This is a genomic window from Pseudidiomarina atlantica (genome assembly GCF_000753735.1).
GTDB lineage: Bacteria > Pseudomonadota > Gammaproteobacteria > Enterobacterales > Alteromonadaceae > Pseudidiomarina > Pseudidiomarina atlantica.
In genome coordinates this window covers 18,929-42,552 of sequence record NZ_JPIN01000014.1, presented here as the reverse complement: position 1 = coordinate 42,552, position 23,624 = coordinate 18,929, and the positions used below count along the sequence as shown (strand labels likewise).

Annotated in this window: 28 protein-coding genes and 1 tRNA gene; 24 read left to right on the top strand and 5 right to left on the bottom strand. The window is 50.4% G+C overall.

Annotated elements, in window-relative coordinates:
* Window positions 1-186: 186 nt before the first annotated feature.
* The 3 genes from IDAT_RS12320 (at window position 187) to rimI (ending at window position 1,128) form a co-directional block, all read left to right on the top strand.
* Window positions 187-263: transfer RNA gene (locus tag IDAT_RS12320), tRNA-Trp, on the top strand.
* Between the two features lie 36 nt (window positions 264-299).
* Window positions 300-692: a hypothetical protein gene (locus tag IDAT_RS12315; protein ID WP_034734160.1), complete on the top strand. Its 393-nt coding sequence runs from the start codon at window positions 300-302 to the stop codon at window positions 690-692.
* Window positions 673-1,128 (top strand): ribosomal protein S18-alanine N-acetyltransferase, encoded by a 456-nt coding sequence (gene rimI, locus IDAT_RS12310; protein ID WP_156099529.1) that lies wholly within the window; start codon window positions 673-675, stop codon window positions 1,126-1,128. Before IDAT_RS12315 ends, rimI begins: the two co-directional genes overlap by 20 nt.
* Here rimI and IDAT_RS12305 read toward each other — a convergent pair.
* Together IDAT_RS12305 and IDAT_RS12300 are read right to left on the bottom strand one after the other, a co-directional pair.
* The gene (locus IDAT_RS12305; RefSeq protein WP_034734158.1) at window positions 1,125-1,436 is read right to left on the bottom strand and encodes an ArsR/SmtB family transcription factor; all 312 of its coding nucleotides are present in this window, start codon (window positions 1,434-1,436) and stop codon (window positions 1,125-1,127) included. The genes rimI and IDAT_RS12305 overlap by 4 nt on opposite strands.
* 9 nt (window positions 1,437-1,445) lie before the next feature.
* Window positions 1,446-1,661, bottom strand: coding sequence for a YgaP family membrane protein (locus tag IDAT_RS12300; protein ID WP_034734155.1), 216 nt, complete (start codon window positions 1,659-1,661; stop codon window positions 1,446-1,448).
* 173 nt (window positions 1,662-1,834) lie between these two features.
* Between IDAT_RS12300 and IDAT_RS12295 the strand changes: the two genes are divergently transcribed.
* The 7 genes from IDAT_RS12295 (at window position 1,835) to IDAT_RS12265 (ending at window position 8,820) form a co-directional block, all read left to right on the top strand.
* Window positions 1,835-2,263: a cytidine deaminase gene (locus IDAT_RS12295; RefSeq protein WP_034734153.1), complete on the top strand. Its 429-nt coding sequence runs from the start codon at window positions 1,835-1,837 to the stop codon at window positions 2,261-2,263.
* Window positions 2,263-3,039: a deoxyribose-phosphate aldolase gene (gene deoC, locus IDAT_RS12290; protein WP_034734151.1), complete on the top strand. Its 777-nt coding sequence runs from the start codon at window positions 2,263-2,265 to the stop codon at window positions 3,037-3,039. Before IDAT_RS12295 ends, deoC begins: the two co-directional genes overlap by 1 nt.
* A complete protein-coding gene (gene deoA, locus IDAT_RS12285; protein ID WP_034734150.1) occupies window positions 3,039-4,373 on the top strand; it encodes a thymidine phosphorylase in 1,335 nt (444 codons plus the stop codon). The genes deoC and deoA overlap by 1 nt, the downstream gene beginning before the upstream one ends.
* Before the next feature lie 2 nt (window positions 4,374-4,375).
* Complete coding sequence (locus IDAT_RS12280; RefSeq protein WP_034734148.1) at window positions 4,376-5,608, top strand: phosphopentomutase; 1,233 nt, start codon at window positions 4,376-4,378, stop codon at window positions 5,606-5,608.
* Window positions 5,609-5,625: 17 nt separating this feature from the next.
* Window positions 5,626-6,339, top strand: coding sequence for a purine-nucleoside phosphorylase (deoD, locus tag IDAT_RS12275; RefSeq protein ID WP_034734146.1), 714 nt, complete (start codon window positions 5,626-5,628; stop codon window positions 6,337-6,339).
* 94 nt (window positions 6,340-6,433) lie between these two features.
* Window positions 6,434-8,023, top strand: coding sequence for a peptide chain release factor 3 (gene prfC / locus IDAT_RS12270; RefSeq protein WP_034734143.1), 1,590 nt, complete (start codon window positions 6,434-6,436; stop codon window positions 8,021-8,023).
* 2 nt (window positions 8,024-8,025) lie between these two features.
* On the top strand, window positions 8,026-8,820 hold the full coding sequence (locus IDAT_RS12265; protein WP_034734141.1) for a TatD family hydrolase: 795 nt from the start codon (window positions 8,026-8,028) through the stop codon (window positions 8,818-8,820).
* Here IDAT_RS12265 and IDAT_RS12260 read toward each other — a convergent pair.
* Window positions 8,741-9,343, bottom strand: a complete 603-nt coding sequence (locus tag IDAT_RS12260; RefSeq protein ID WP_034734139.1) for a hypothetical protein — start codon at window positions 9,341-9,343, stop codon at window positions 8,741-8,743. The two genes, IDAT_RS12265 and IDAT_RS12260, sit on opposite strands and share 80 nt — an antisense overlap.
* A 55-nt stretch (window positions 9,344-9,398) precedes the next feature.
* Here IDAT_RS12260 and serB point away from each other — a divergent pair, with 55 nt between their 5' ends.
* From serB to IDAT_RS12235, 5 genes are read left to right on the top strand one after another with little or no spacing between them, the layout of a single operon-like run.
* On the top strand, window positions 9,399-10,055 hold the full coding sequence (serB, locus tag IDAT_RS12255) for a phosphoserine phosphatase SerB (RefSeq protein ID WP_034734137.1): 657 nt from the start codon (window positions 9,399-9,401) through the stop codon (window positions 10,053-10,055).
* Between the two features lies 1 nt (window position 10,056).
* Window positions 10,057-11,418 (top strand): DNA repair protein RadA, encoded by a 1,362-nt coding sequence (gene radA, locus IDAT_RS12250; RefSeq protein ID WP_034734134.1) that lies wholly within the window; start codon window positions 10,057-10,059, stop codon window positions 11,416-11,418.
* On the top strand, window positions 11,418-12,149 hold the full coding sequence (locus IDAT_RS12245) for an ABC transporter substrate-binding protein (protein WP_081909843.1): 732 nt from the start codon (window positions 11,418-11,420) through the stop codon (window positions 12,147-12,149). The genes radA and IDAT_RS12245 overlap by 1 nt, the downstream gene beginning before the upstream one ends.
* On the top strand, window positions 12,079-13,110 hold the full coding sequence (locus tag IDAT_RS12240; protein WP_162178404.1) for a FecCD family ABC transporter permease: 1,032 nt from the start codon (window positions 12,079-12,081) through the stop codon (window positions 13,108-13,110). Before IDAT_RS12245 ends, IDAT_RS12240 begins: the two co-directional genes overlap by 71 nt.
* Window positions 13,107-13,856 carry an ABC transporter ATP-binding protein gene (locus tag IDAT_RS12235; protein WP_034734128.1) on the top strand — a complete coding sequence of 250 codons (750 nt, stop codon included), beginning with the start codon at window positions 13,107-13,109 and terminating at the stop codon, window positions 13,854-13,856. The genes IDAT_RS12240 and IDAT_RS12235 overlap by 4 nt, the downstream gene beginning before the upstream one ends.
* Here the strand turns inward: IDAT_RS12235 and IDAT_RS12230 are convergent.
* Window positions 13,853-15,184 (bottom strand): S41 family peptidase, encoded by a 1,332-nt coding sequence (locus IDAT_RS12230; protein WP_051986815.1) that lies wholly within the window; start codon window positions 15,182-15,184, stop codon window positions 13,853-13,855. The two genes, IDAT_RS12235 and IDAT_RS12230, sit on opposite strands and share 4 nt — an antisense overlap.
* Window positions 15,185-15,324: 140 nt before the next feature.
* Between IDAT_RS12230 and nagZ the strand changes: the two genes are divergently transcribed.
* A complete protein-coding gene (gene nagZ, locus IDAT_RS12225) occupies window positions 15,325-16,344 on the top strand; it encodes a beta-N-acetylhexosaminidase (RefSeq protein WP_034734127.1) in 1,020 nt (339 codons plus the stop codon).
* 3 nt (window positions 16,345-16,347) lie between these two features.
* On the opposite strand, the gene queC is transcribed toward nagZ, so the two are convergent.
* On the bottom strand, window positions 16,348-17,013 hold the full coding sequence (queC, locus tag IDAT_RS12220; RefSeq protein WP_034734125.1) for a 7-cyano-7-deazaguanine synthase QueC: 666 nt from the start codon (window positions 17,011-17,013) through the stop codon (window positions 16,348-16,350).
* 75 nt (window positions 17,014-17,088) lie between these two features.
* Here queC and queE point away from each other — a divergent pair, with 75 nt between their 5' ends.
* The 8 genes from queE (at window position 17,089) to IDAT_RS12180 (ending at window position 23,624) form a co-directional block, all read left to right on the top strand.
* A complete protein-coding gene (queE, locus tag IDAT_RS12215) occupies window positions 17,089-17,775 on the top strand; it encodes a 7-carboxy-7-deazaguanine synthase QueE (RefSeq protein WP_034734123.1) in 687 nt (228 codons plus the stop codon).
* Between the two features lie 78 nt (window positions 17,776-17,853).
* Entirely contained in the window at window positions 17,854-18,132 is a 279-nt protein-coding gene (locus IDAT_RS12210) for a Flp family type IVb pilin (RefSeq protein WP_034734121.1), read from the top strand.
* A complete protein-coding gene (locus IDAT_RS12205; RefSeq protein ID WP_034734119.1) occupies window positions 18,132-19,328 on the top strand; it encodes a hypothetical protein in 1,197 nt (398 codons plus the stop codon). The genes IDAT_RS12210 and IDAT_RS12205 overlap by 1 nt, the downstream gene beginning before the upstream one ends.
* Window positions 19,328-19,867, top strand: a complete 540-nt coding sequence (locus IDAT_RS12200; RefSeq protein WP_034734118.1) for a type II secretion system protein — start codon at window positions 19,328-19,330, stop codon at window positions 19,865-19,867. Before IDAT_RS12205 ends, IDAT_RS12200 begins: the two co-directional genes overlap by 1 nt.
* A gap of 1 nt (window position 19,868) precedes the next feature.
* Window positions 19,869-20,369 carry a hypothetical protein gene (locus IDAT_RS12195; protein ID WP_034734116.1) on the top strand — a complete coding sequence of 167 codons (501 nt, stop codon included), beginning with the start codon at window positions 19,869-19,871 and terminating at the stop codon, window positions 20,367-20,369.
* Window positions 20,370-20,489: 120 nt separating this feature from the next.
* Window positions 20,490-21,257 carry a Flp pilus assembly protein CpaB gene (gene cpaB / locus IDAT_RS12190; RefSeq protein ID WP_156099527.1) on the top strand — a complete coding sequence of 256 codons (768 nt, stop codon included), beginning with the start codon at window positions 20,490-20,492 and terminating at the stop codon, window positions 21,255-21,257.
* A gap of 1 nt (window position 21,258) precedes the next feature.
* The gene (locus tag IDAT_RS12185; protein WP_034734112.1) at window positions 21,259-22,452 is read left to right on the top strand and encodes a type II and III secretion system protein family protein; all 1,194 of its coding nucleotides are present in this window, start codon (window positions 21,259-21,261) and stop codon (window positions 22,450-22,452) included.
* Between the two features lie 2 nt (window positions 22,453-22,454).
* Entirely contained in the window at window positions 22,455-23,624 is a 1,170-nt protein-coding gene (locus tag IDAT_RS12180) for a TadA family conjugal transfer-associated ATPase (RefSeq protein WP_051986812.1), read from the top strand.

The window sequence follows — 23,624 nt, the reverse complement described above, 5'->3', positions numbered from 1 at the left end:
CCAGCAAGCATAATCCTTTGTGTGCCGTCACTCATTCACCGCCACTTGCATAATAAGTCTTTCATAGACATCAGTATATCAGAGCAATTCCATGAAATCGGCGAAAAAAGCCGCAAGTGATTCGTAAAATTACACAAAAGACTTGCTCGCAACACAGCTGCCAGTATAATTCGGGGTCTGCACTGCAGGGGTGTAGTTCCAATTGGTAGAACAGCGGTCTCCAAAACCGACGGTTGGGGGTTCGAATCCCTCCACCCCTGCCACTTTCCAACATGCATCGAATTGGTTAAGCTTGGCTTATGAAACAAGCATCACCAGATAATTCAGCCGCCCTCTGGGATACTGAGCAAGAGCAGGCACTGCAGGCACTTGGCCTAACGGTGTGGCAAGCTGTGGGCACTGAAAACACAAGTCATAGTGTTGAAAAGGTGTACACCTATTACCAATTGGGACAGTGGTTGCTGCAAACTCAAGAACAGCTTCCAGTACAACCCAGTCGTTGGACTCAAGATGTTTTTCGCGCGCTCGAGCCCAATCAATTGCATCCCAAGCCGGTCGAGGTCGCTGCTGCAACGGCAAAAACGTGGGCGGCAGAATGCCGTTTAAATGGCACAGAAATTCTTGCACAACCCCTAGCCGCAGCGCAAAAACGTCAACTTTGGGCCAAGCTTTGTGGCGCCTCGAATCGTTGAGTTAGTTTCCTATCCGAGTGACATGCTCGAAATCGAGCAAGCATGCCATTTCAGCCCATGGTCAGAGACCACGCTGCGCGATTGTTTTCGCCAAAGTTATTTGATCTACGGTGCCCTCACCGAGCATAACGAATTGCTTGGCTATTGCATCGTTCAAGTGATAGCAGATGAATTCAATTTGATGAATATTGCAGTGCGACCCAGTCATCAAGGGCAGGGTATAGGTGCGCAATTGTTGGCGCGTTTGCAGGAATCAGCTGCTGCCGCGAAGGCGAAAATATGGTTAGAAGTGCGTGTTTCAAATGCGCAAGCCATTCGGCTTTATGAGAGCTTCGGATTTAAGGTAATAGGCAAACGCCCCCATTACTATAGATGCGCGACTGGCTATGAAGATGCGTTGGTGATGGGGTGGCATGGGGAGCATGCCACCGCTTAAAAATCAGGACAGAACTTTGCTTTTAGCAACTGCATAAACTGCAGAGTGTCTTGATCTTGAATTGAGTAATAGATGGTCTGCGCTTCTTTTCGAAATTTGACCAAGCCTTGTTGACGTAACACAGCAAGATGTTGCGAAAAGGCCGAAGGGCTTAATGGGAAATGCTTGTTTAACTCACCAACACTTTGTTCACCGTTTGCAAGGTGGCAAAGGATCTGAAGCCGGTGCTCATTTGCAATTGAACGCAGGAATATTGCCGCGTTTTGCGCTTCATCCTGCTGCATTTCTTCGATTGTCAGCGTAGACATAATCAGTACCTATGATTTTTGGGCCAATTCCCGCTCAGTTTTCAAACCGAAAACTTTTCGCATCGCGATACTTGCAGGACAGAACCCTGTAAACGATTGTTGGAATAGATTAGCCCCAACAAAGACCGTAAGCCAAATAAAATTAGGATGCACCCAGACTGTTAGTGCGACCGATAATAGTACCATGAAACCTGCAAAAGCAGATAGTGCTCTTTCAACACTCATATACCACCTCTTTTTGAATTTATCTAATTTAGATATTTCTAAATAATAATTCTAGCGCGAAGGAATGTCCAATTTTTTCTTTGACAGAGGTCACTCAATTGTTGACTTCAGTTGCTTGGCTTCATTTGTTGAAAAGAGTAAGCTGTTAGCCCATAAATTCAAAATGAAGAGCTATGACAGAACCAACACTTCCTATCGAGCTGTTGCAGCAAAAAGCGCAACAAGCAAGCCAAAAAGCCTATGCACCTTATAGCAATTTCCCAGTGGGAGCTGCGTTGTTAATGAAAAACGGCGAAGTGGTGACAGGCTGTAATGTCGAAAATGTCTCCTTTGGACTCTCTAATTGTGCCGAGCGCACCGCCATCTTCAGTGCACTCGCCCAAGGCTTTCAACCCGCAGACTTTCAGCAACTTGTGGTGTTTACGCCGGGCGACAAAGCCTATGCGCCGTGTGGCGCGTGTCGACAAGTTATTGCTGAATTCTTTGCTGCAACAGCAACCGTCGCATCGACCAGTGAGCGTCAGTTGCGGCAATGGACAGTTGCAGAACTGCTGCCCGACGCCTTTAGTTTCGATAGTGAAAAATATCGTAAGGAAAGCTGATGCGAGAGATTAAAGAAACTGCGCGTCTAGCGCTGCAGTTAATGGACCTTACGTCGCTCAATCATACCGATACGGCGGCGAGCACCACGCAACTGTGTCAGGCGGCAAAAACCTTATATGGTTCTCCTGCTGCATTGTGTGTTTACCCGGAGCACATTATTTGGGCAAAAAGTGAGCTTCAGCGCCTCGGTCTGACTGGTGTCAAAGTGGCGACGGTAACTAATTTCCCCGGTGGTTACACAGATATCGAGCGGGCCATGAGCGAAACAGCCCGTGCGGTTGCCGCTGGTGCCGACGAAGTTGATGTGGTGTTTCCGTATGCGGCATTTTTGCAAGGCGATGAGCAGTTGGCGGCCGAGCTCGTCGCGAGTTGCAAGCAAGCTTGCGGCGCTACCGCACGACTTAAAGTTATTTTAGAAACAGGCATTCTTGAAACACCACGCAGTATTCAGCGCGCGAGTGAAATTGCGATTGAGAATCAAGCGGATTTTATTAAAACCTCAACGGGTAAAGTAGCGGTAAACGCCACCGTAACTGCGGCAGAAGTAATGCTCGATGTGATTAAAGCGAATAACCCCCAATGCGGGTTTAAAGCAGCAGGAGGCGTGCGTACCGCCGCTGATGCTGAGCACTATCTGAGCCTCGCTGAACAAAAACTCGGCGCTGATTATTTAGCACCTGCAACATTTCGCTTTGGAGCTAGCGGACTGCTAACCAACCTAATTGCTGTATTAGCTGGCGATGAATCAGCGGATACTAAAGGAACTTCGTACTAATGTTTTTACCTCAAGAAATAATTCGCAAGAAACGTGACGGCGGCACCTTATCAAATGCTGAAATCGGCTTTTTCGTTAATGGCATCACTGATAACAGTATTGCCGAAAGTCAAATATCAGCGCTAGCAATGGCAGTGTTTTTTCAAGGCATGAGTATGGCTGAGCGGATTGCGCTTACCGAAGCGATGCGTGATTCGGGGCAAGTGCTGCATTGGCAAGACTTACACTTGGATGGGCCCGTTTTAGATAAACACTCAACCGGTGGGGTTGGTGACGTAGTCAGTCTGATGCTTGGCCCGATTATTGCTGCTTGCGGTGGTTATGTACCTATGATTTCTGGGCGTGGACTTGGGCACACCGGCGGCACCTTGGATAAAATGTTTGCCATTCCTAATTATCAAGCCCTGCCAGATGATGACCTGTTTCGCAAAGTTGTGAAACAGGTGGGTGTTGCTATCATCGGTCAGACGGGGAGTTTAGCTCCTGCTGATAAACGTTTTTACGCGACGCGTGATATTACCGCAACGGTCGAATCTATTCCGCTGATTACCGCTTCTATTTTATCGAAAAAGCTTGCTGCCGGTCTCGATGGTCTGGTGCTTGATGTGAAAACCGGCAACGGTGCAATCATGGACACCCTCGAGCGTTCAGAAGAATTAGCTGAAAGTTTGGTGCAAGTTGCTGTCGGCGCAGGTGTACCTACGACCGCACTGATCACTGATATGAACGAAGTGTTGGCACAATCAGCCGGTAACGCGGTTGAGGTGCGCGAAGCGATTCGGTATTTGCGTGGCGACCAGCGCACGCCAAAATTACATGAGGTTACCGTCGCTTTGTGTGCCGAAATGTTGGTCATTGGTAAGCTCGCGTCGGATTTAAACGCGGCCCGTGAGCAAGTCGAAAAGGTACTTGCGAATGGTGCAGCGGCCGAGCGTTTCGCACAGATGGTAGCGGCGCTTGGTGGACCGCACGATATTATTGACAACTATACACGACATCTTCCGCTCGCAGCGGTCGCTAAACCAGTGTTTGCAACCGCCGAGCAACTAGCCTCGGGTGCTCGCGTAAGTGCAATTGCGACTCGTCAGCTTGGCGTGGCAGTGGTAGCGCTTGGCGGTGGGCGACGTCGTAGTTCCGATAGCCTCGATTACAGTGTGGGCTTAGATGAACTAGCAATGATCGGCCAACGTATTGATCAGCAGACACCTTTAGCTATGGTCTACGCGGCTGATGAGCAAGCATGGCAAGAAGCGGCGGAACAGGTACGCTCAGCTTATCAATTTGCGGCATCAGCGGAGCGTCCACCGGCGGTTCATAAACGTATTGGAGGCTAAGTATGGCACGTGCAATCATCATGGTTCTGGATTCATTCGGCGTGGGTGCCGCGGATGACGCGGCCGCCTTCGGCGATGAAGGTGCCGACACTTTTGGCCACATCGCAGAATTGTGTGCGGCAGGCAAAGCCGATGAAGGGCGACAGGGCCCGTTGCACGTACCGAATCTGAACCGCCTGGGACTTGCGGAAGTTAGTCGCGGTGCCACTGGACGCTATCCCGCAGGAATGGGGCCAGTTGACGGTATTGTCGGACGCTACGGTTGGGCAAAAGAACTCTCGTCAGGCAAAGATACGCCTTCCGGCCATTGGGAAATAGCTGGTGTGCCGGTACTTTTCGATTGGGGCTATTTTGCCGATAAAACCGACTCGTTCCCAGCAGACTTATTGCAGCAAATGGTGCAACGTTTTGATTTGCCAGGCTACCTTGGTAATTGCCACGCTTCAGGTACTGAGATTATTGAGCGACTCGGCGCTGAGCATTGTCAGTCTGGCAAGCCCATCGTCTACACCTCAGCCGACTCGGTTTTTCAAATTGCCTGTCACGAAGAGACGTTCGGGCTTGAACGTCTCTATCAGCTGTGCGAACTGGTGCGAGAGCTCGTTGACCCGTACAACATTGGGCGCGTTATCGCACGACCTTTTATCGGTAATGCAGAAAACGGTTTTGCGCGTACGGGCAATCGTCGCGATTATGCGACGCCACCGCCGGCGCCGACGGTTCTAGATACGCTTAAAGATGCCGGACATGAAGTCATCAGCATTGGCAAAATAGCTGATATTTTTGCCCATCGAGGCATCACGCAAAAATACAAAGCTGATGGTCTCGAGGCACTGGTTGATAAGACGCTTGAGCAGTTAAAAACAGCGCCTGATGGTGCACTCATTTTTACCAACTTAGTCGACTTTGACATGCTTTATGGGCATCGTCGTGATGTGGCAGGTTACGCGCGAGCACTTGAGACCTTTGATACATTGTTGCCGGAGGTCATGGCGACGATGGCACCAGAAGACTTACTGATTTTAACAGCTGATCATGGTTGCGATCCAACGTGGCCCGGCACCGACCATACCCGCGAGTTTATTCCCGTGTTGCTCTATGGCGCACAGTTACCTACTTACAATCTCGGAAAACGAGAGACTTTTGCTGATATAGCGCAAACCCTTGCTGAATTTTATGGCTTACCCGCTATGCAATATGGGTCATCATTACTGCCGTCTGCTGACTCGAAGTAAGAAGAAGGAATATTGGTGTGAGTACTCCACATATCAACGCGAAGCTAGGTGATTTCACGGAAACTTGCTTGTTCCCCGGTGATCCATTACGGGCAAAATTTATTGCTGAGCAGTATTTAGAAGGCGCTGAATGTGTCACCAACGTACGCAATATGTTGGGATACACAGGTAACTATAAAGGTCAGCGGATATCGGTGATGGGCTCCGGAATGGGCATGCCCTCATGCGCGATATATGCCACCGAGTTACTGCAACATTACCAGGTGAAAAGATTAGTGCGGGTTGGTAGTTGTGGCGTGTTCGATGAACGCCTCGACTTAAACGATGTCATCATTGCACATGCGGCGGCCACCGATTCGAGCTTTAATCGCCAACAATTTGCCGGACTTGATTTTCCCGCAGTTGCTGATCCGCGTTTGTTACAGCAGTTTTTAAACTATGCCGATAAAAGCGGCAGTTCAGTTGCGCTCGGACTTATTTTCTCGACTGATAATTTTTACGGTGGTGACACTGCATTGTGGCCACTGTTCCGAAAATTTGGAGTGCTGGGCTTTGATATGGAAGCCGCAGCGCTTTATTCAGTCGCAGCCCAGTTCAACGCGCAGGCATTGACGGTGTTGTCAGTGTCCGACAATCTGTTATCGGGCACGAAGTTATCTGCAGCAGATCGACAAAGTGGCTTTGCAACCATGATTGAGTTTGCACTCAACGCGCTTACCCCAAGCGCTTAAGTCGACAATGAATTACCGCCGCGCCACCCATTTGGGTGGCGTTTTTGTACTGGATCAGCGAAAATGCGCGGGTTAGTTCAAAAGGAAAGTATGAATGTCGCAATCAGCACTCGCAAAAGAAGTCGCCAAACGCCGTACGTTTGCCATTATCTCGCACCCTGACGCCGGTAAAACAACAATTACCGAAAAAGTCTTGTTGCACGGACAACGGATCCAAAAGGCCGGTACCGTCAAAGGCAAAAAGTCTGGCCAGCACGCGAAATCGGACTGGATGGAAATGGAAAAGGAGCGGGGCATCTCGGTGACCACGTCGGTGATGCAGTTCCCCTATGCGAACGCATTGGTGAACCTTCTTGATACCCCAGGGCACGAAGACTTTTCGGAAGATACCTACCGTACCTTAACCGCCGTCGATTCATGTCTTATGGTTATCGATGGCGCTAAGGGGGTTGAGGATCGCACCATTAAGTTGATGGAAGTGACCCGCTTACGTGACACCCCAATCATCACCTTTATGAACAAGTTAGACCGTGATATTCGCGACCCATTGGAGCTACTCGATGAAGTCGAAAGTGTGTTGAATATCATGTGTGCGCCAATCACTTGGCCAATTGGCTCTGGAAAGAACTTCAAGGGCGTCTACAACCTCATCGATGATGAAGTGATTCTCTACAAAACCGGCCAAGGGCATCGCATTCAGGAGCGTGATGTCATTAAAGGGTTGAATAATCCTGAGCTTGATGCACGCATCGGTGATTACGCGCAAGATTTGCGCGATCAGATTGAGTTGGTGCAGGGCGCATCCAACGCCTTTGACCTAGAAATGTTTTTGGCTGGAGAATTAACGCCGGTTTACTTTGGTACCGCACTTGGCAACTTTGGCGTTGATCACATGTTGGACGGCCTAGTGCAATGGGCGCCGACGCCGTTACCACGGGAAACCGATGGAGCAACAGTCGTGGCCGCAACAGCGCCCAGCTTTTCAGGCTTTGTGTTTAAAATCCAAGCGAATATGGATCCTAAACACCGTGACCGAGTCGCCTTCATGCGTATTGTTTCCGGAAAATACGAAAAGGGCATGAAGATGCATCAAGTCCGCACGGGTAAAGATGTGCGTATTTCTGACGCGTTAACCTTTTTAGCCGGTGATCGAGAGCAAGTTGAAGAAGCTTACCCTGGCGATATTATTGGTTTGCATAACCACGGTACCATTCAGATCGGAGATACTTTTACCGCTGGTGAAAAATTCAAATTCAGCGGTATTCCGAACTTCGCGCCGGAAATGTTCCGTCGTATTCGCTTAAAAGATCCACTGAAACAAAAGCAGCTGTTGAAAGGCTTGGTTCAGCTTTCGGAAGAGGGCGCGGTGCAGGTGTTTCGGCCGCTCAGCAACAACGATTTGATCGTTGGTGCAGTAGGTGTGCTGCAGTTCGATGTGGTGGTGCATCGCTTAAAATCAGAATACAACGTTGACGCTATCTACGAATCAGTCAATGTTGCCACTGCCCGTTGGGTGACTTGCAAAGATGAGCGCAAACTTGATGAGTTTCGACGTAAAGCAGAGCAAAACCTAGCCCTTGATGGCGGCGATAGCCTAACCTATATCGCCCCCACTATGGTGAATCTGAGTTTGGCTACGGAACGTTATCCCGATATCGAGTTCCATCAAACGCGCGAGCATTAAGCATGACCGACTTGCTATTCGACACCCATTGCCATCTTGATTTTGAGGTGTTTGATGCGGATCGAGAGCAAGTCTTGCAACGCGCCTACAGCAAAGGTATTCGGCATGTCTGGGTACCTGGCACCAGCATCAACACACCCCGGTTGCAGCTTGAGCAGTGCGCGGGTGTACAGTTGCATTACGCGGTCGGCTTGCATCCTTATTTTATTGCCGAGCACCAGCCAAAGCACCTGACTTGGGTCGAGCAGCAATTGGCGGCCAACAGCAACTTGTGGGTGGGGGAGATAGGCTTAGATCGCACCTGTGAACATTGGCAAAAGCAATGCGAATTCTTTGTCGAGCAAGTACAACTCGCCGTTCGCTATCAACGTCCGTTGATTTTACATCATCGTAAAAGCCAAAGTGATTTGTTGGGTTACCTGAATCAGTATCTTGAGCGACGACCAGTCCAAGGCATTGTGCATGCTTTCAGCGGCAGTTACGAACAAGCCTGTAGCTGGATCGATAAAGGTTTCAAGTTGGGTGTCGGTGGCACTATAACCTACGAACGCGCCCGTAAAACTCGCGATGCTATTAGCCGTGTGCCTCTAACCGCTTTGGTGCTCGAAACGGATGCACCGGATATGCCGTTGGCAGGTCGCCAAGGTCAACGCAACGAACCGGCCTATTGCGCTGAAGTATTGCGGGCGCTGCAAGAGCTGCGCGCCGAGCCTGCCGCTACTGTTGCGAAGCAGCTTTGGCAGACGAGTTGTCAGTTGGCGCAGCTAACCGTAGGCGACGATAACGCCACTTGTTAAAGGTAATAGCGATCAGAATCCCAGCTAAAACGGCAAACACCAATAAAAATTGTCCGTAGTAAGACAAATAACTATGCGTCGCTAATGGCTCGGCCAGCAATAGGTCTTGATTGATGGTGATGTGTAAGTAACCATGAATGAGTTGGCCTTCACGAATTTCTTTCACAATGACGAAAGCTTGTTCTGGACTTTCTGTAATGGCATCGGCGCTCACCACCTCTTGCCCATAGTTGTTATAGATAGCTGCGTATTCAATCAACTTCTGTTGGGTCAGTTGTTGTACCAGTTGCTGTAAGTTATCTTGTTCATTCGCTATCAACCAATGGCGTGCCTCATGGGCAGCTTGCTCGGCGGTTAACTCAATCAACTGCTGACTGTGCGTCTGCAAGTCGGACAAACTAGTGTCCTGCATATTGCTCCAGAAGTTCTCAATGAGAATGATCAGTAGCAACGCAGCCAACAATCGTCGACCACGGCGATAGACAAGCTTGATGATATTGATAACATGTTGTGCAGTCGTCATAGCAAAACTATACGCTGAGGGCGGTCATTAGAGCAACCACAGAAGAGCAGTAAACATGGTAAATTTATCACAACCTGGACTGGTTGTTTTTGATATGGACTCAACCTTAATCACGATTGAGTGCATTGATGAGTTGGCCGCGTTGGTCGATCGTAAAGCTGAAGTCGCTGCCATCACCGCCGCTGCAATGCGCGGCGACCTCGATTTTGCGGGAAGTTTACGACAGCGCGTGGCGGTGTTAGCTGGATTGGAGCGCGACAAACTAGCGCAGTTATTTCAGCCGATTCCGCTGACCCCCGGAGCCGCAGAACTCATCTCTTGGTTTCGGCAAAACGGTTGGCGCACTGCGGTAGTATCTGGAGGTTTTTCTTGGTTTACCGAGCAATTAGCCAGTGCTATTGGCTTAGATCAACACTGCGCAAACACCTTGTTATGGGACGCCGATAAGCTTACAGGCAAGGTCGCGGAGCCTGTCGTAGATGCACAACGCAAAGCGTCGCAACTCAAAGTGTGGGCTGAGCATTATCAAATTCCCCTAACGCAAACTATTGCTGTGGGTGACGGCGCCAATGACCAAGCCATGTTAGAAGCTGCTGCGGTGGGTGTTGCCTTTTGTGCGAAACCGGCACTCCAAGCAGTCGCCGATATTGTCATCAATGAACCGAATTTAATGGCGCTAGCGCATCACTTACAGAACAACGAGAAGCAATAATATGGCGAAAGCAAAGACAGCTTATGTCTGCAATGACTGCGGGGCTGACTTTCCGCGTTGGTTGGGACAATGCACCGAGTGCAAAGCGTGGAACACGATTACCGAAGTTCGCTTAGCCAGCGCAAAAACCGTTGCGGTTGAACGTCGCGGCTTTGCGGGCGCAACTCAAGCCCAAGTGCAAACCCTCAGCGAGGTCAATCTTGAGGAGCTTCCGCGTTTCAGTAGCACCTTTCAAGAATTTGATCGGGTTTTAGGCGGTGGCGTTGTGCCTGGATCCGCAGTATTGATCGGCGGCTCACCGGGCGCTGGTAAAAGTACCTTGTTATTGCAAACCATGTGCAACCTCGCAACACATATGCCAGTACTTTACGTAACCGGTGAGGAGTCGTTACAGCAAGTCGCAATGCGGGCGAAACGTTTGCAATTACCGACCGATAAACTGCGCATGTTGGCGGAAACCTCAGTTGAAACTATTTGTGATCTTGCCGATAAAGAACAACCCAAAGTAATGGTGATTGACTCGATTCAAGTGATGCATCTGGCCGATATTCAATCGGCTCCCGGCAGTGTGTCGCAGGTACGGGAATCGGCCGCTTATCTAACTCGTTATGCGAAACGTAAAGGTGTGGCGATAATCATGGTCGGCCACGTTACCAAAGACGGCTCTCTAGCCGGACCTAAGGTGCTCGAGCACTGCATTGATGCATCGTTGTTGTTAGAGGGTGATGCTGATGTACGCTTTCGCACATTGCGCGGGCATAAAAATCGCTTTGGTCCAGCCAATGAACTTGGCGTATTCGCCATGACGGAGCAGGGACTGAAAGAGGTCACTAACCCTTCCGCAATCTTCTTACAACGCGGCGAGGACCATGGCAATGGTTCGGTGGTGATGGTGATTTGGGAGGGGACACGACCGTTGTTGGTCGAGTTACAAGCGTTAGTGGATGCTAGTCAATTAGCCAATCCCCGCCGCGTTGCGGTGGGAATGGAAGCAACTCGATTAGCGATGCTGCTCGCGGTATTGCATCGTCATGGCGGTTTGCACATGTCGGATCAAGACGTTTTCGTTAACGTGGTTGGCGGCGTGAGAGTCACCGAAACGGCTGCAGACCTTGCGCTGTTACTGGCGATTGTTTCGAGCTTCCGCGAGCAACCGTTGCCCCGTGATCTCATTGTGTTTGGCGAAGTTGGCTTAGCTGGTGAAATCCGTCCGGTGCAAAATGGTCAAACACGCCTGCAAGAAGCTGCCAAACATGGCTTCAAACGGGCTATAGTGCCGGCTGGTAACAAGCCCAAAGCGGCGATTGCAGGGATGGAAGTAATTGCCGTTAAAAACTTACAGCAAGCGTTAGAGGCAGTTTAATGAGAATGACCATAGTGGTGCTTGCCGCACTGTGGTCTACCGCGGTGAACGCCAAGACCATCGCCAGCATCAATCCGTGCTTAGACGATTGGCTTCCACAATGGTTGCCATCGACTTGGCAAGTGCTGCCGACTACGGAGCATCAACAGCGTCTTGAAGCCATCGTGTTGAGTGAGCCTGACGTGATTGTCGCTGGCAGCTTTGTCAATCAGCAGTTGTTATTAGCATTGCAAGATCACGCAGAAATATTGACCTTACCCTATGTCAGTTCCATGTCTGATTGGCGTAACGCCGTACGACGACTCGCCACTGAATTGCAAGCGGCGTCGGCGGCCGAACAATGGTTGTGGCAGCAACAACAGGAATTACAAAGCTATCGCCTCGATGACCTTGGTGAACTCCTCGTGTTGATGCCTAATTCATACACTTGGGGTGCTAACAGCTGGGTGGGACAACTTCTGCATACGCACGGTGCGCGACTGAGCCCAATTGCTGGCAATGGCGAGTTAGTGCGTCTGCAACTTGAACAATTGCTGGCAAGCGAACCTGACACCGTGATTTTGGAAGGGTTCTCGCAATCCTATGGGCGTTCACAAGATTGGTTGTGGCATGACGCCGTGCAGCATTGGTTAGCACAACGCCACGTGGTTGAGGTTGACGGTGACATTGCTGGCTGTGCCGACTATCGTGCTGTGGATTATTTGCACAGTATCACACGCGGCGGTGATTGATATGCAACTGCGCTATTTGCTATCAGCATTGGTCATTTTATTGCTACTAAGCTTTTTGCATCTGGCGCTTGGCCCGTCAAGTTTCGGTTTTGCGCATTTAGGTGACAACAGCAACGTTATTCTATTGGATCTAAGGTTACCACGCGCTTTATTAGCAATGTTAAACGGCGCCGCACTCGGCATGGCTGGCGCCGTGCTACAAGTTGTTTTTCGCAATCCACTGGCCGAACCCGGCATTACCGGTATTGCTGGCGGAAGTGCGTTGGCCGTGGTGTTGGTACTCTACACCGGAGTTCTATTGCCGGTGAATTGGCTACTGCCGTTAGTCGGCATGTTGGGCGGTTTCTTGAGTCTACTTTTATTGTGGGCGATTGTTGGGCGTTACACTGATAATTTACGTTTGATTCTCGCGGGTGTAGCAGTAGCCGCTTTTGCCGCAGCATTGCTCGCTTTAGTCTTGAATTTGGCGCCAAATCCATTTGCTTATCTAGAGTGGAGCCTATGGTTATTGGGCTCGGTCGCGAACCGCGGTTGGGAGCAGGTCTATCTATTATTTCCAGCAGTTGTCATCGGTGCTTTGTTGATTGCCTCGCAGCAGCGCTACTTAAGTGCGCATATTTTTGATGCAGCAACCCTGGCAACACTCGGGTTTCGCCAACGTTGGGCGCTATGGTGGTTGCTGCTCGCCATTACTTTACTGATTTCAGCGTCAGTGGTGACCGCTGGTGTGATTGGCTTCATTGGCCTCCTAGCGCCACACCTCGCGCGGCTACTTGGCGAACATCGTCCACCGCAACTGGTCGCTTATAGCGCACTTAGTGGGGCGGCATTGCTGTTGTTGATCGACAGCCTAGTTAAAGTCATCCCAACCCCAGTGGAGATGCAATTGGGCGTAATAGCAGCGTTTGTGGGTGCGCCCTGGTTGATTGTGCTGTTATGGCGGCAACAGGTGCGCGTATGATAACAATTGAAAACTTAGGCTTAGCCCCACGCTTGCACCCGATTTCTTGCCAACTTAACGGCTCGCAACTGGTAGGCATTATTGGCCCAAATGGTGCCGGTAAAAGCACTTTGCTGAGTCTATTGGCTGGGCAATTATCCGCCACACAGGGGCGAGTGGCGTTCGGCGGTGATAACTGGCTCGAAGCTTCCGCGTTACGGCGCCGGCAATCTTTAAGCTTCATGCCGCAACAGCCGCACGCCGACGGCGCGCTTACAGTTGCCGCAGTTTTACAGGTGGGACTCGTCAATTTAAGCTTAAGCACCGCGGTGACTGCAGAGATAGCACGAGTGACCGAGCTTCTAGCGCTACAACCGCTGTTGCAACGCACCATGGCAAGCTTGTCTGGAGGCGAGCAGCGGCGCGTGCATTTGGCGCGCGCATTGCTTGGCGATTTGCCTTGGTTAGTGTTGGACGAACCTATTGCCAGTCTCGATATCCATTATCAGTTACAGATGATGGAGTTGTTACGAGCGCAAGCGCGCACCGGTAAGCTAGTTATGGTGGCTTTACACGATTTAAGCTTAGCTGCGCGTTTTTGTGATACTTTGTTGCTGCTCGACCAAGGGGTGCTGCGTGCTGTTGGTGAGCCTGCTCAGGTACTTAGTGATGAGAACCTTGCTGCGGCATTTCGAATACAAGCGCGCTGGTTATGCACTGAGCAGGGGGTAGGTTGGCTACCCCAACTGCTCCAAGACACAGATTAAAACTCGTTTGCCCATTGCTCAAGCAGCGGATGCCGGCGGCCTTGTTCGGTGTTTTCCTTAACTACGGAAGACGCCGCGCTGACTGCACTGCAACTACTATTGAGCATATAAAAGCGCGCCTCATCAAGTAATGGATCGCCGTTTTGTCCCCAGTCAGCGACCAAGTTGTCATTCGCTTGGCAGGTGGGGGCGATACCATCAAAGTAACGACCTTCTCCCTCTGCATTCACGGTTTCAAAGTTGATAACAAAGCTGCGCTTATCACAGAAAGGTTGTGGCGATTGCCCCACTGGCTTGCCGCAAGTGGGTTGACCTATGACTACCACTTCGATGAAGGGTTTAAGACTGTTAATCAGTAATTCTGAAGAAGAACAACTTGCCCCTGTGGTCAGCACGAATACTCGATCAAGATCGAGCTGGCGCACACCGTCAATAAGCTCAAACTGTGAGGTGTAATTATTGGTTGTATTTTTGTCGTTAAATAATAGCGTGACAAAATCAAAACCAAGCACATTATTGCCTGCCGCCTGACTACTTGCTTGGTTCGCGTAACGGATCAGGCCTCCGCCGTTGTAACGTACATCAATGACCAACTCGTCAACGCCCATCAGAGCATCATAAGCATTGTTTAAATCGGCTCCTGTGCGGTCAATAAAGCTATTGAGGACATAGTAGCCAACATCGCGTTCGCCTACTGTGAAGCGCTCGATAGCCAGCACTGTGTTCGTTTCAACTTCGGTTTTACTGACCAGTTCAGTAAATTCAGTGCCGTCAGGACGTTGCCAAGTGAATTCCACGGTGACCCCAACATTTTTGGCACCCAAAGCTTGGTTTAAGCTACCGTTGGCGATAAGGGTGGCCACTGAGGTGCCATCGATTGCGGTGATCTCATCGGCACGTTGCATTCCTGCTTGCGCGGCCGGTGAGTCTGGGTACACGTAATTCAGCAACAAGCGATTACCTAAGGTGCGAGTGGCGAAGCCAAAACCGATGTATTCAGCATCCACAAAGCGTGATTGGTATTCGGCTTCAGTCAACACATAGCTAAAGCGATCGATCGGGCTGCGAATTGCATCTAGCAGTTCGAACACCGAGTTATAGTCACTTGGGTCGATATTATTTGGAATGTCGTTGTACCAAAAGTAGTCATCGCGCATGTAATCCAAAAAATATTCATTCTGCCCAACGACTGAGCAATTATCTGCATTCGCTGAGCCACCGCCTGTTGGGGAAGAGCTTCCATCGCCGCCTCCGCCACATGCCACGAGTAGTGTCAGCGCACTAGCGCTTAGAATGAATTTAGCTGCAGTTGTCGTAATGCCATTCATAACCATCAACCTCTTGCTGCACATCAATTATTTATACGATGCTCTTAGTTGTACGTCTAGAGTTAGAAAATTGCTTAGTGACGCTGGCAGGAATTTTTGGCACACTGCGGTCACATTTATGTAGTAAACGAGCATCTTCCATGACAGCAGTAATGATCGACCTGCAGGGCACTGAAGTTAGCGCAACGGAACGTGAACTGTTAGCTCACCCCGCCGTGGGGGGCGTTATTTATTTTTCGCGCAATTTTACCGACCCTGAACAGTTGCATGAGCTGGTTCGGCAAACGCGTGCTGCCGCCAGTAACCCTTTGCTGATTGCTGTCGATCACGAGGGCGGACGCGTGCAGCGTTTTCGCAATGGCTTTTCTGAGCTGCCGGCGATGGGCGACATTCTGACCGTCGCGAACGACTTAGCTGATGCCCAACAGATTGCCCAAGAACTTGGCTGGTTGATGGCGAGTGAGCTACTTGCGCGCGATCTTGATCTAAGCTTTGCACCAGTGCTTGATGTAAACGGTATCAGTGAAGTCATCGGTAAACGTGCCTTTGCGGATAATGCTGAACAGGTTATTCATTTGGGCCGTTGCTTTATCAAAGGTATGCACCAAGCAGGTATGAAAGCAACAGGGAAACACTTCCCTGGGCATGGTTCGGTGCAGGCTGATTCCCACATTGCTGAACCGATTGATAATCGTAGCTGGGAAGAGATCCTTAAAACCGATTTACCACCTTTTATTGAGTTGGCGCCGTGCTTGGACGCTATTATGCCAGCGCATGTTGTTTATCCCGCGGTTGATGACCGACCAGCTGGTTTTTCACCTTACTGGATTCAGCAAATTTTGCGAGGACAACTCGATTTTAAAGGGGTGATTTTTAGTGATGACCTTGCCATGGCAGCCGCCAAAATAGCTGGCGGCATGCCAGAACGTGCACATGCCGCGCTAGATGCGGGCTGCGACATGGTGCTTGCTTGTAACGACCGAAAAGGCGCTGAAGCGGTGCTTGATAGCGTTCTTAGTCGCGTCGAGCAACAGTCTAAACAGCAGCAATCTGCATGTTATGAGCGTTTAGGTAAAGGTGCTGCGCTGGCGTTACCGATCTTACATAATCATCCACGCTGGCACCAAGCACAGCAGTTGCTGAAACGTTTTAGCGATTAGTCCTTAGGTTGTTGACTCGTAAGCGAGCGGGTCAACACAATTATTGCTCGCAAAAGCCTCTAATCTCTCAACGCAGGCGCCGCACTTGCCACAAGCTCGCTCACGACCGTTATAACACGTCCACGTGTGACCGTAATCGAGCCCCATAGCGAGTCCATCTGCAAGAATCTCGCCTTTATTGCAGTGTAAGTAAGGCACGGCAATTTCAATCGGTTCATAGTTGGCAATACGACTAACATCATTCATTTTCTGCACAAATTCAGGTCGGCAATCGGGGTAGATTGCATGATCACCTGAATGCGCACCGTAATAGACTGCTTCTGCGCCGATGGAAACGGCATAACCTATCGCTAATGATAACAAAATCATGTTGCGGTTCGGTACCACGGTCGATTGCATCGAGGCTTCTTCGTAATGCCCTTCTGGAATAGCTGCGGCGTCTGACGTCAGTGAACTATTAGCGATTAACTCATTGATGGCGCTAATATCGACGATTTTGTGCGGCACTCCTAGTTGATTGGTCACTTGCCGCGCAACATCGAGTTCTTTGACATGCCGTTGACCGTAATTAAATGACAGCGCATAAACTTCGTGGCCGTCTTTGATTGCGCGATGCAAGACCGTGAACGAATCCATGCCGCCAGAATAAATTACGACTACCTTGGCCATCTGAAATCTCCTCGTGAACTACTCACATGTATGAACTTTGCGGTACAATAGCGGCATAGTTTACCGCAAATCAGGATGAATCCCATTACTACCAGCTATCCCGTAAACGAAATCTTCGAAACTATTCAAGGTGAAGGCTTTTATACTGGAACGCCAGCGATTTTCTTGCGCTTGCAAGGTTGTCCAGTAGGATGCCCATGGTGTGACACGCAACATACTTGGGAGCAACGCGCTGAGGACCAAGTGCCGGTTGCTCAGGTGGTGGGGAAACCCAGCGCCAGTCCACTGTGGGCGGCGCTTGATGCCGAGGCCATTCTGGCGACCTTTCAAGCGCAGGGATTTAACGCCAAGCATGTGGTCATCACTGGTGGTGAGCCAGCCATGTTCGATTTACGCGAGCTAGGTGAAACACTCGAGGCGGCGGGCTATCAATTACAAATCGAAACCAGTGGCACCTTTGCGCTGCAGGTTACCGCGCAAACATGGGTGACCGTATCGCCGAAGTTAGATATGCCTGGTGGCTATTTGGTGCGTCCAGACTGTCTGCAAAGAGCGGACGAAATCAAGCATCCCGTGGCAATGGAAAAACATATTGAGGCATTAGATAAACTCTTAAAAAGTTGTCCGCCGAACCCAGCGGCAATCATCTGTTTGCAACCGATATCACAGCGTCCACGCGCTACAGAACTAGCCATAAAAACCTGTATTGAACGCAACTGGCGACTCTCAGTACAACTCCACAAGTATCTTCATATCGAGTAAGCAGATACCGTATTTAACGCCTCGCAGTGCGCGCTTGCATTATAGTTGTTTTACGACAACTTAGCGCACGGAGGCATCATGCAACACGGACGTTCACTCTCTTCTCAACGCGGTCAAGGTATGACCGAATACATTATTATCGTGGCACTTATTGCCGTGGCGGCGATAGGGGTTTACTCATTACTTGGTAAAACTGTTCGTAACCAAGTGGCAGGCATCGCACATGAGGTCAGTGGGCAAAACGCCTCACAACAACTTAACCAAGCACGATCGGCTGCGCGGCGCTCAGGGACGGTCGCACGACAAAATGTGACGCTTGGGAACTACGACGAAGCTACTGAGTCTGGCGACAACTAATGTCACAACGCGGTGCTATTAGCGTCTGGATGTTACCAGTGATCGCGCTCCTACTAGCTGCAACCCTCGGTGTTGTAACGATGGGAGAACGGGTCCGCGATCATTGGTATCAGCAAAATGTCGCCGACAACATGGCAATATCTGCGGCGACATTGCTGGCGCGGGAGATGAACCTGCTCGCTTTACTCAATCGTGCATTGATTGCTAATCAACTTAGCCTCGCACAAGTCGCAGGTATTGCGAGTTGGTACGAAATGATGCAGGACGTTAGTGAACGCAGTGCATTAGCCGCAAGTTGGGTGCCCTATTTAAATGCCATCACACAAAATATTGCGCGCGTCATTCGCTCAATCGAGCAGCCTTTATTGCAATCACTCCGCGCCATTCTGCAATTTCAGCGTATGGTCACTACGGCGATTCATGCTACGCAATGGTTAGCTCGGGCAAGCTTTGCGCTGGAGATCCCGCGTACTTTGACAGACATCTATGCTTTGCATGACCAGGCGAACGACAGTGACTGGCAAGTCCTCCACGCCCCAGGTTTGGTACCGGTGCCTTGGTTGTGGTGGCAATCGATTGCGCCGCATACCAGTGGCGGTGATGCCGGACATGCGCGTGAAATTATGTTGAGTAGCTTCGATCCTTTTTCGGCGGAGCGTAGTTATCGCTGGGTTCACGTTCTGCACATAACGGTCGATAAAGCCGGGGGAGCGAAATTACATGAAGAGAAATCAGGGCAATGGCATTGGCAGAGTATGGACACTGTTTCCATTCATTTGCATGGACTCCTCGATAGCGAGGAGCTTCCTTGGGGCGATGGTGCTGCCTATCTAGGTCAATCGATCCAACGTCCAGTCGCTGCCAACGACTTTGGAGCGAGTGCTCACATCAATAGTCGCGCTACTTCTTTAGCGCTCGCCAAACAAGCTCGGTTAGCCAATTCCGGTGCTATGTTTCGCTATTTCAATACAGCTGCTCTCGAACCGCAAGAATGGCCACAGGTCATTGTAAAGACGGCTGCAGCAACGGCCAAGGCAGGAGTTTACTTTTCGCGTCCCCAGAGCCTCATACCACGCCAAGATGGCGCAGTAGAAAGCGCAAATTTATGGAATGGCTTGTGGCAACCCCAACTGCAGAGCTTGAACACGCGCGACAAAACAGTGCTCGGCTTGTTGCTAGAGCAGGAGCAACAGTAATGAACCTAATGCGGCAGCACGGACAGGTGCTGATTGAAAGTCTCGTCATTATGGCATTGCTGGCTCTGATATTGGTCGTCATCGCGCGTGTCGTTGTGCCATTGCAGTGGCAACAGCAACAGCGTATCGATAAAGCGCGCAGCATTTTGTGGCGCTTTTCACAGGCAAGTGAGGTGCAAGCTAGTGACGCGTATGCATTTGCCAATACCAGCAAGCGCGTATTGGCACCGTTGCAATTAATGACACCATTGAGTTTTGCAACCAACAACCTGAACTTTTTGAGCGGCTCAGAAGAGTTTCGAGCGATGGCGCGCCTGACCGATGCGTGGTTACCGAGCGAATCGACAGATCTAACCGTGCGGCCAGCACAGTTGACACCGTTTTCTTATGCAAACGACTTTGGTCTGCAGCATTTTCAACAAGTCATTAGCTGGTTGTACTTCACCGATGAATTTGCGCCAGAGCAACTTCGACTCGGTTACGTGAATAGCGATGCAGCACCACTTGTGACAATTGATGCCGCTGGAACAGGTGACTAGCATGGAGATCCCGGTGGATTGGCAAGTAAGCGAATTAATTAGCAGCCATCAGCAGCAGGTTTGGCAGGTCCATCAACCGTCACAACCAAGCTTGCGCGATATGCGATGTGAGCCAGAAGTTTTACCTAATGTCGGGGAGTGGTGCGATCGTGCCGAAAATCGCTGGCTCTTACAAAACTTTGCTGGCAGTTACTGGTTGACGCGCTTGCAACCCGATGCGGCAAAAGGAATGACAAGCACGCAAAGCTGGCTTGGGACGTTGTTACAGGAGGTCACAAATGAACCGTATCAATTGCAAGTTTATGAAACGCGGCATCACCCGAAACAGTTACTTAATCATCTCCGTCTGCGGCACAGCAACCGCAATGCACAGTTGGTGCGCTTGTCCGCGGGTCGATACTATCTCATGCTGCACCAACCGCTGGAATGGCTGTTTCTTCATCAAACATCGGGTGGCTTCTTATCGCTACGCTTGCAAGCAACAGGGGCAGGCAACGATTGAGATACTCCTACTAGCGCTGGCATTGCTACTGATGATCACCGTTCCAGTCGTTGACGGAGCTACGTTATTGGCTTTTCTAGAGCTGCTGACACAGCAGTGGATGGCGGTCTATCTGCACGTGTGGCACCACTTTACGCTGATGCTTTGGGTGTCATGAAGATGTTTAGCCTGCGCGCAAAAACTTGGTGGTTAGTGCTCAATGCTGTACTGGCTTTAAGTCTGGCAGTGGCATTCTACTGGACATTGCAAAACTATGTGGCTGAACAATCAGCCTCAGCTGAACAGCGGCGTGATGCCCAGATGATTTGGTTGTTGGTATACAGCCGTGACATAGAAGCTGGCCAGCAGGTCGCGATTGAAGATTTTCAGCAGCGTAAATTTCCGCCGGATTATGTGACTGATGACTGGTTATTGCCGCAGGACGTGAGCGTAGTTGTTGGCAGTCACACGCAACAATTTGTTGCCGCTGGTGAACCGGTATCGCTGGCACACCTCGGTACCTTGCAGCCAACCAGTTTTAGCGATGTGCTGGCGCCGGGCGAGTTTGCCGTGACCGCTACCGTTTCAATTGAGCAACTTCATCATGGTCTCGTTGAAGTTGGCAACTTTGTGACGCTAGTCGGGCAGGATTTCCGCTCTGAGCAATCGAGATTGACTGCAATACCTAATGTCGAGGTATTGGCGCTCGATAGCTTTACCGACGTCGGTTGGCAAGAAGGGCTTGCAAGTACACTCACATTTCGTTTTTCAGCTGAACAGGCCTATCAGTTTGAACAGTTGCGGCAGAGTCAATTTTCGATTTGGTTGCAGCGGTCCGAGCACTTCGCGGATTTATGGCTAGATTCACCGAACCCGATTATTTATTTAATGGAACGCGAGGGAGGCTAGGATGCTAACAATGCTTTGGTTGCTTACACTGGGGCTTACGAGCCCCGCACCAATCAGCGATCACCAGCTATTTGTCGACGAGACGCTGGTGATACCGATGAAAGATGCCGATGAGGTGGTGTTAACCAAACCTGAAGTGTTAAGTCATCAAGCACTGCCAAGTGGGCAACTGGTGCTGACTGGTAAGGTCGCCGGCAGCAGTCAAATCTTACTGTTTCAACAAGGCGTTGAAAGCCGACGTATTACGGTAACGGTAATAGAGCCGCCCAATGAACAATTGCGGCATCTACTGTTGGCGTTGCAACGGCGATTTCCAAACCTGCAAATAGTCGAGGTGGGTGAGCTTATTCAGTTATCTGGGGCGATAAGTGACGCTCACAAAGCCGAATTTGCCGCGTTATTTGCTGCCCAGCCAAAGCTGGTTAACCACTTGGTCTGGCAGCCGGCATTGCAACCACCAATGCTGGAGCTAGAGGTATTGATCGCCGAAGTGAAGCGTTCTTATTCCGAGCATCTTGGGGTGCGCTGGCCGGCACACTTGAATGGACCTCTAGTCGAAGATCTAGGCAGTTGGATCCACTTGCCAGTGAGTGCGCAAGCAACCCTAGATTTGTTGGAGCGGGAGGGGCATGCAGAGCTATTAGCAAATCCAGTTTTGTCAGTTTTAAGCGGTAGTTCAGCGAACTTTCTTGTCGGCGGTGAGTTTCCGATACCGCAGGTGTTAGCTCAAGGGATGCAGGACGTTAGCTTTCGTGACTATGGAATTAAACTACAGATGCGGGCTGAACGGCTCACGGATGGACAAATCCATACCGACCTCACGGCCGAATTGAGTTCGATTGATCCCGCTACTGCAGTGAATGGCATTCCCGGTCTATTGAGTCGTAAAGTTGCTTCTTCATTTGTCATACCCGATGGTGAAACCCTGGTGTTGTCAGGGCTGTTGCAAAGTGAACAGTCGGCACAGGCCGATCGTTTCCCGTGGTTACATCAGTTGCCAATTCTGGGGCAGTTGTTCGCGTCGCAGCAATTTCGTAATGCCGAAACAGAGTTGATGATTCTGGTGACACCACGCACGGCGAAGCTACCCGCAGAAGAGCAGGAGCTTATGCATCGACAGCGCTTGAGCCGACAAAGCTTTCACCAGCAAGTCGGGTGCTCTGGTTTGGTTAACCCTTTTACGGAGCATTTTTGAGCATGGATAAAGCGATTCTGACGGCGCATTTAAAGAATGAACTACAAAGAGAAGCTTTAAAACGAAGCTTTGCGGATGAAGCCTGCTTGCAAGACTTTGCGCAGCAAGTGTTAGTTAGGTTTGTTCAAGCGCAGATGGAGCGAGAGCCAAACACAATTGAGCTGGCACTCATTGGCGATGTGATTGATGTCTGTGTCGGTTTTGGGCCTTTAGCAGGTTTGCTAGCTGATGAAAGTATTACTGAAATTATGGTGAATCGATTCGATTCAATTTTCATCGAGCGTGCTGGCAAACTCTCGCGGTCCGACTTGAGATTTACCGATGAAGCGGCGTTGCATCAGGTTATAGAGCGCATCGTCACGCCGCTTGGTCGGCGTATAGACAGCGCACAACCTATGGTCGATGCGCGTTTACCTGATGGCTCTCGAGTCAATGCGGTATTGGCGCCCTTGGCTCTGCAGGGAAGTTGTTTGACCATTCGAAAGTTTGCGCGGCGTGGCTTTCGTTTTGCCGACTTGGTCGATAGTGGTTTAATCACTACCGCAGCCAGTGATTATCTAATCCAAATGGTGCAACTGCGGCGCAATATCCTGGTGATCGGCGGTACTGGCACCGGTAAAACTACCTTTCTCAATATCCTAGCGGATCATATTCCGGCATCGCAGCGCGTGATCACAATTGAGGATGCAGCCGAGCTTCGCATTGAGCATGACAATCTGATTGGATTGGAGGCGCGAACCGCAAATGCTGAGGGCAGAGGGCAGATCACCATTCGCGAGTTACTTATTAACGCGCTACGGATGCGTCCAGATCGTATCATTATTGGCGAATGTCGTGGCGCCGAAGCACTCGACATGTTGCAAGCCATGAACACCGGTCATGAGGGATCATTTACCACCTTGCATGCCAATAGCCCGCGCGAGGCATTGCAACGTTTGGAAGTGATGGTTATGTTGACCGGTCTCGAGCTGCCGTTACTGGCGGTTAGACAGCAAATAAGTAGTGCGGTCAATGTGATTGTTCAGGTCATTCGCGATGTCAGTGGGCATCGCCGAGTTGCTGCAATCAGTGAGCTTGTCGGACTTGAAGCAATGGCCTATCAAATGAGCCCAATGTTTGAGTTACGCGATAATGAATTGCGCGCAACGGGTATCCAGTCGGAGTGGCGCTAA

What these genes read in the sequence shown, in the direction of transcription:
- IDAT_RS12260 (WP_034734139.1), bottom strand. Translation starts at nt 9,343, where the DNA reads ATGACGACTGCACAACATGTTATCAATATCATCAAGCTTGTCTATCGC.
- IDAT_RS12315 (WP_034734160.1), top strand. Translation starts at nt 300, where the DNA reads ATGAAACAAGCATCACCAGATAATTCAGCCGCCCTCTGGGATACTGAG.
- deoA (WP_034734150.1), top strand. Translation starts at nt 3,039, where the DNA reads ATGTTTTTACCTCAAGAAATAATTCGCAAGAAACGTGACGGCGGCACC.
- nagZ (WP_034734127.1), top strand. Translation starts at nt 15,325, where the DNA reads ATGACAGCAGTAATGATCGACCTGCAGGGCACTGAAGTTAGCGCAACG.
- deoC (WP_034734151.1), top strand. Translation starts at nt 2,263, where the DNA reads ATGCGAGAGATTAAAGAAACTGCGCGTCTAGCGCTGCAGTTAATGGAC.
- IDAT_RS12235 (WP_034734128.1), top strand. Translation starts at nt 13,107, where the DNA reads ATGATAACAATTGAAAACTTAGGCTTAGCCCCACGCTTGCACCCGATT.
- IDAT_RS12280 (WP_034734148.1), top strand. Translation starts at nt 4,376, where the DNA reads ATGGCACGTGCAATCATCATGGTTCTGGATTCATTCGGCGTGGGTGCC.
- serB (WP_034734137.1), top strand. Translation starts at nt 9,399, where the DNA reads ATGGTAAATTTATCACAACCTGGACTGGTTGTTTTTGATATGGACTCA.
- IDAT_RS12205 (WP_034734119.1), top strand. Translation starts at nt 18,132, where the DNA reads ATGTCACAACGCGGTGCTATTAGCGTCTGGATGTTACCAGTGATCGCG.
- queC (WP_034734125.1), bottom strand. Translation starts at nt 17,013, where the DNA reads ATGGCCAAGGTAGTCGTAATTTATTCTGGCGGCATGGATTCGTTCACG.
- IDAT_RS12245 (WP_081909843.1), top strand. Translation starts at nt 11,418, where the DNA reads ATGAGAATGACCATAGTGGTGCTTGCCGCACTGTGGTCTACCGCGGTG.
- IDAT_RS12230 (WP_051986815.1), bottom strand. Translation starts at nt 15,184, where the DNA reads ATGAATGGCATTACGACAACTGCAGCTAAATTCATTCTAAGCGCTAGT.
- IDAT_RS12295 (WP_034734153.1), top strand. Translation starts at nt 1,835, where the DNA reads ATGACAGAACCAACACTTCCTATCGAGCTGTTGCAGCAAAAAGCGCAA.
- IDAT_RS12180 (WP_051986812.1), top strand. Translation starts at nt 22,455, where the DNA reads ATGGATAAAGCGATTCTGACGGCGCATTTAAAGAATGAACTACAAAGA.
- IDAT_RS12305 (WP_034734158.1), bottom strand. Translation starts at nt 1,436, where the DNA reads ATGTCTACGCTGACAATCGAAGAAATGCAGCAGGATGAAGCGCAAAAC.
- IDAT_RS12200 (WP_034734118.1), top strand. Translation starts at nt 19,328, where the DNA reads ATGAACCTAATGCGGCAGCACGGACAGGTGCTGATTGAAAGTCTCGTC.
- radA (WP_034734134.1), top strand. Translation starts at nt 10,057, where the DNA reads ATGGCGAAAGCAAAGACAGCTTATGTCTGCAATGACTGCGGGGCTGAC.
- prfC (WP_034734143.1), top strand. Translation starts at nt 6,434, where the DNA reads ATGTCGCAATCAGCACTCGCAAAAGAAGTCGCCAAACGCCGTACGTTT.
- IDAT_RS12265 (WP_034734141.1), top strand. Translation starts at nt 8,026, where the DNA reads ATGACCGACTTGCTATTCGACACCCATTGCCATCTTGATTTTGAGGTG.
- IDAT_RS12210 (WP_034734121.1), top strand. Translation starts at nt 17,854, where the DNA reads ATGCAACACGGACGTTCACTCTCTTCTCAACGCGGTCAAGGTATGACC.
- IDAT_RS12185 (WP_034734112.1), top strand. Translation starts at nt 21,259, where the DNA reads ATGCTAACAATGCTTTGGTTGCTTACACTGGGGCTTACGAGCCCCGCA.
- queE (WP_034734123.1), top strand. Translation starts at nt 17,089, where the DNA reads ATGAATCCCATTACTACCAGCTATCCCGTAAACGAAATCTTCGAAACT.
- IDAT_RS12195 (WP_034734116.1), top strand. Translation starts at nt 19,869, where the DNA reads ATGGAGATCCCGGTGGATTGGCAAGTAAGCGAATTAATTAGCAGCCAT.
- IDAT_RS12300 (WP_034734155.1), bottom strand. Translation starts at nt 1,661, where the DNA reads ATGAGTGTTGAAAGAGCACTATCTGCTTTTGCAGGTTTCATGGTACTA.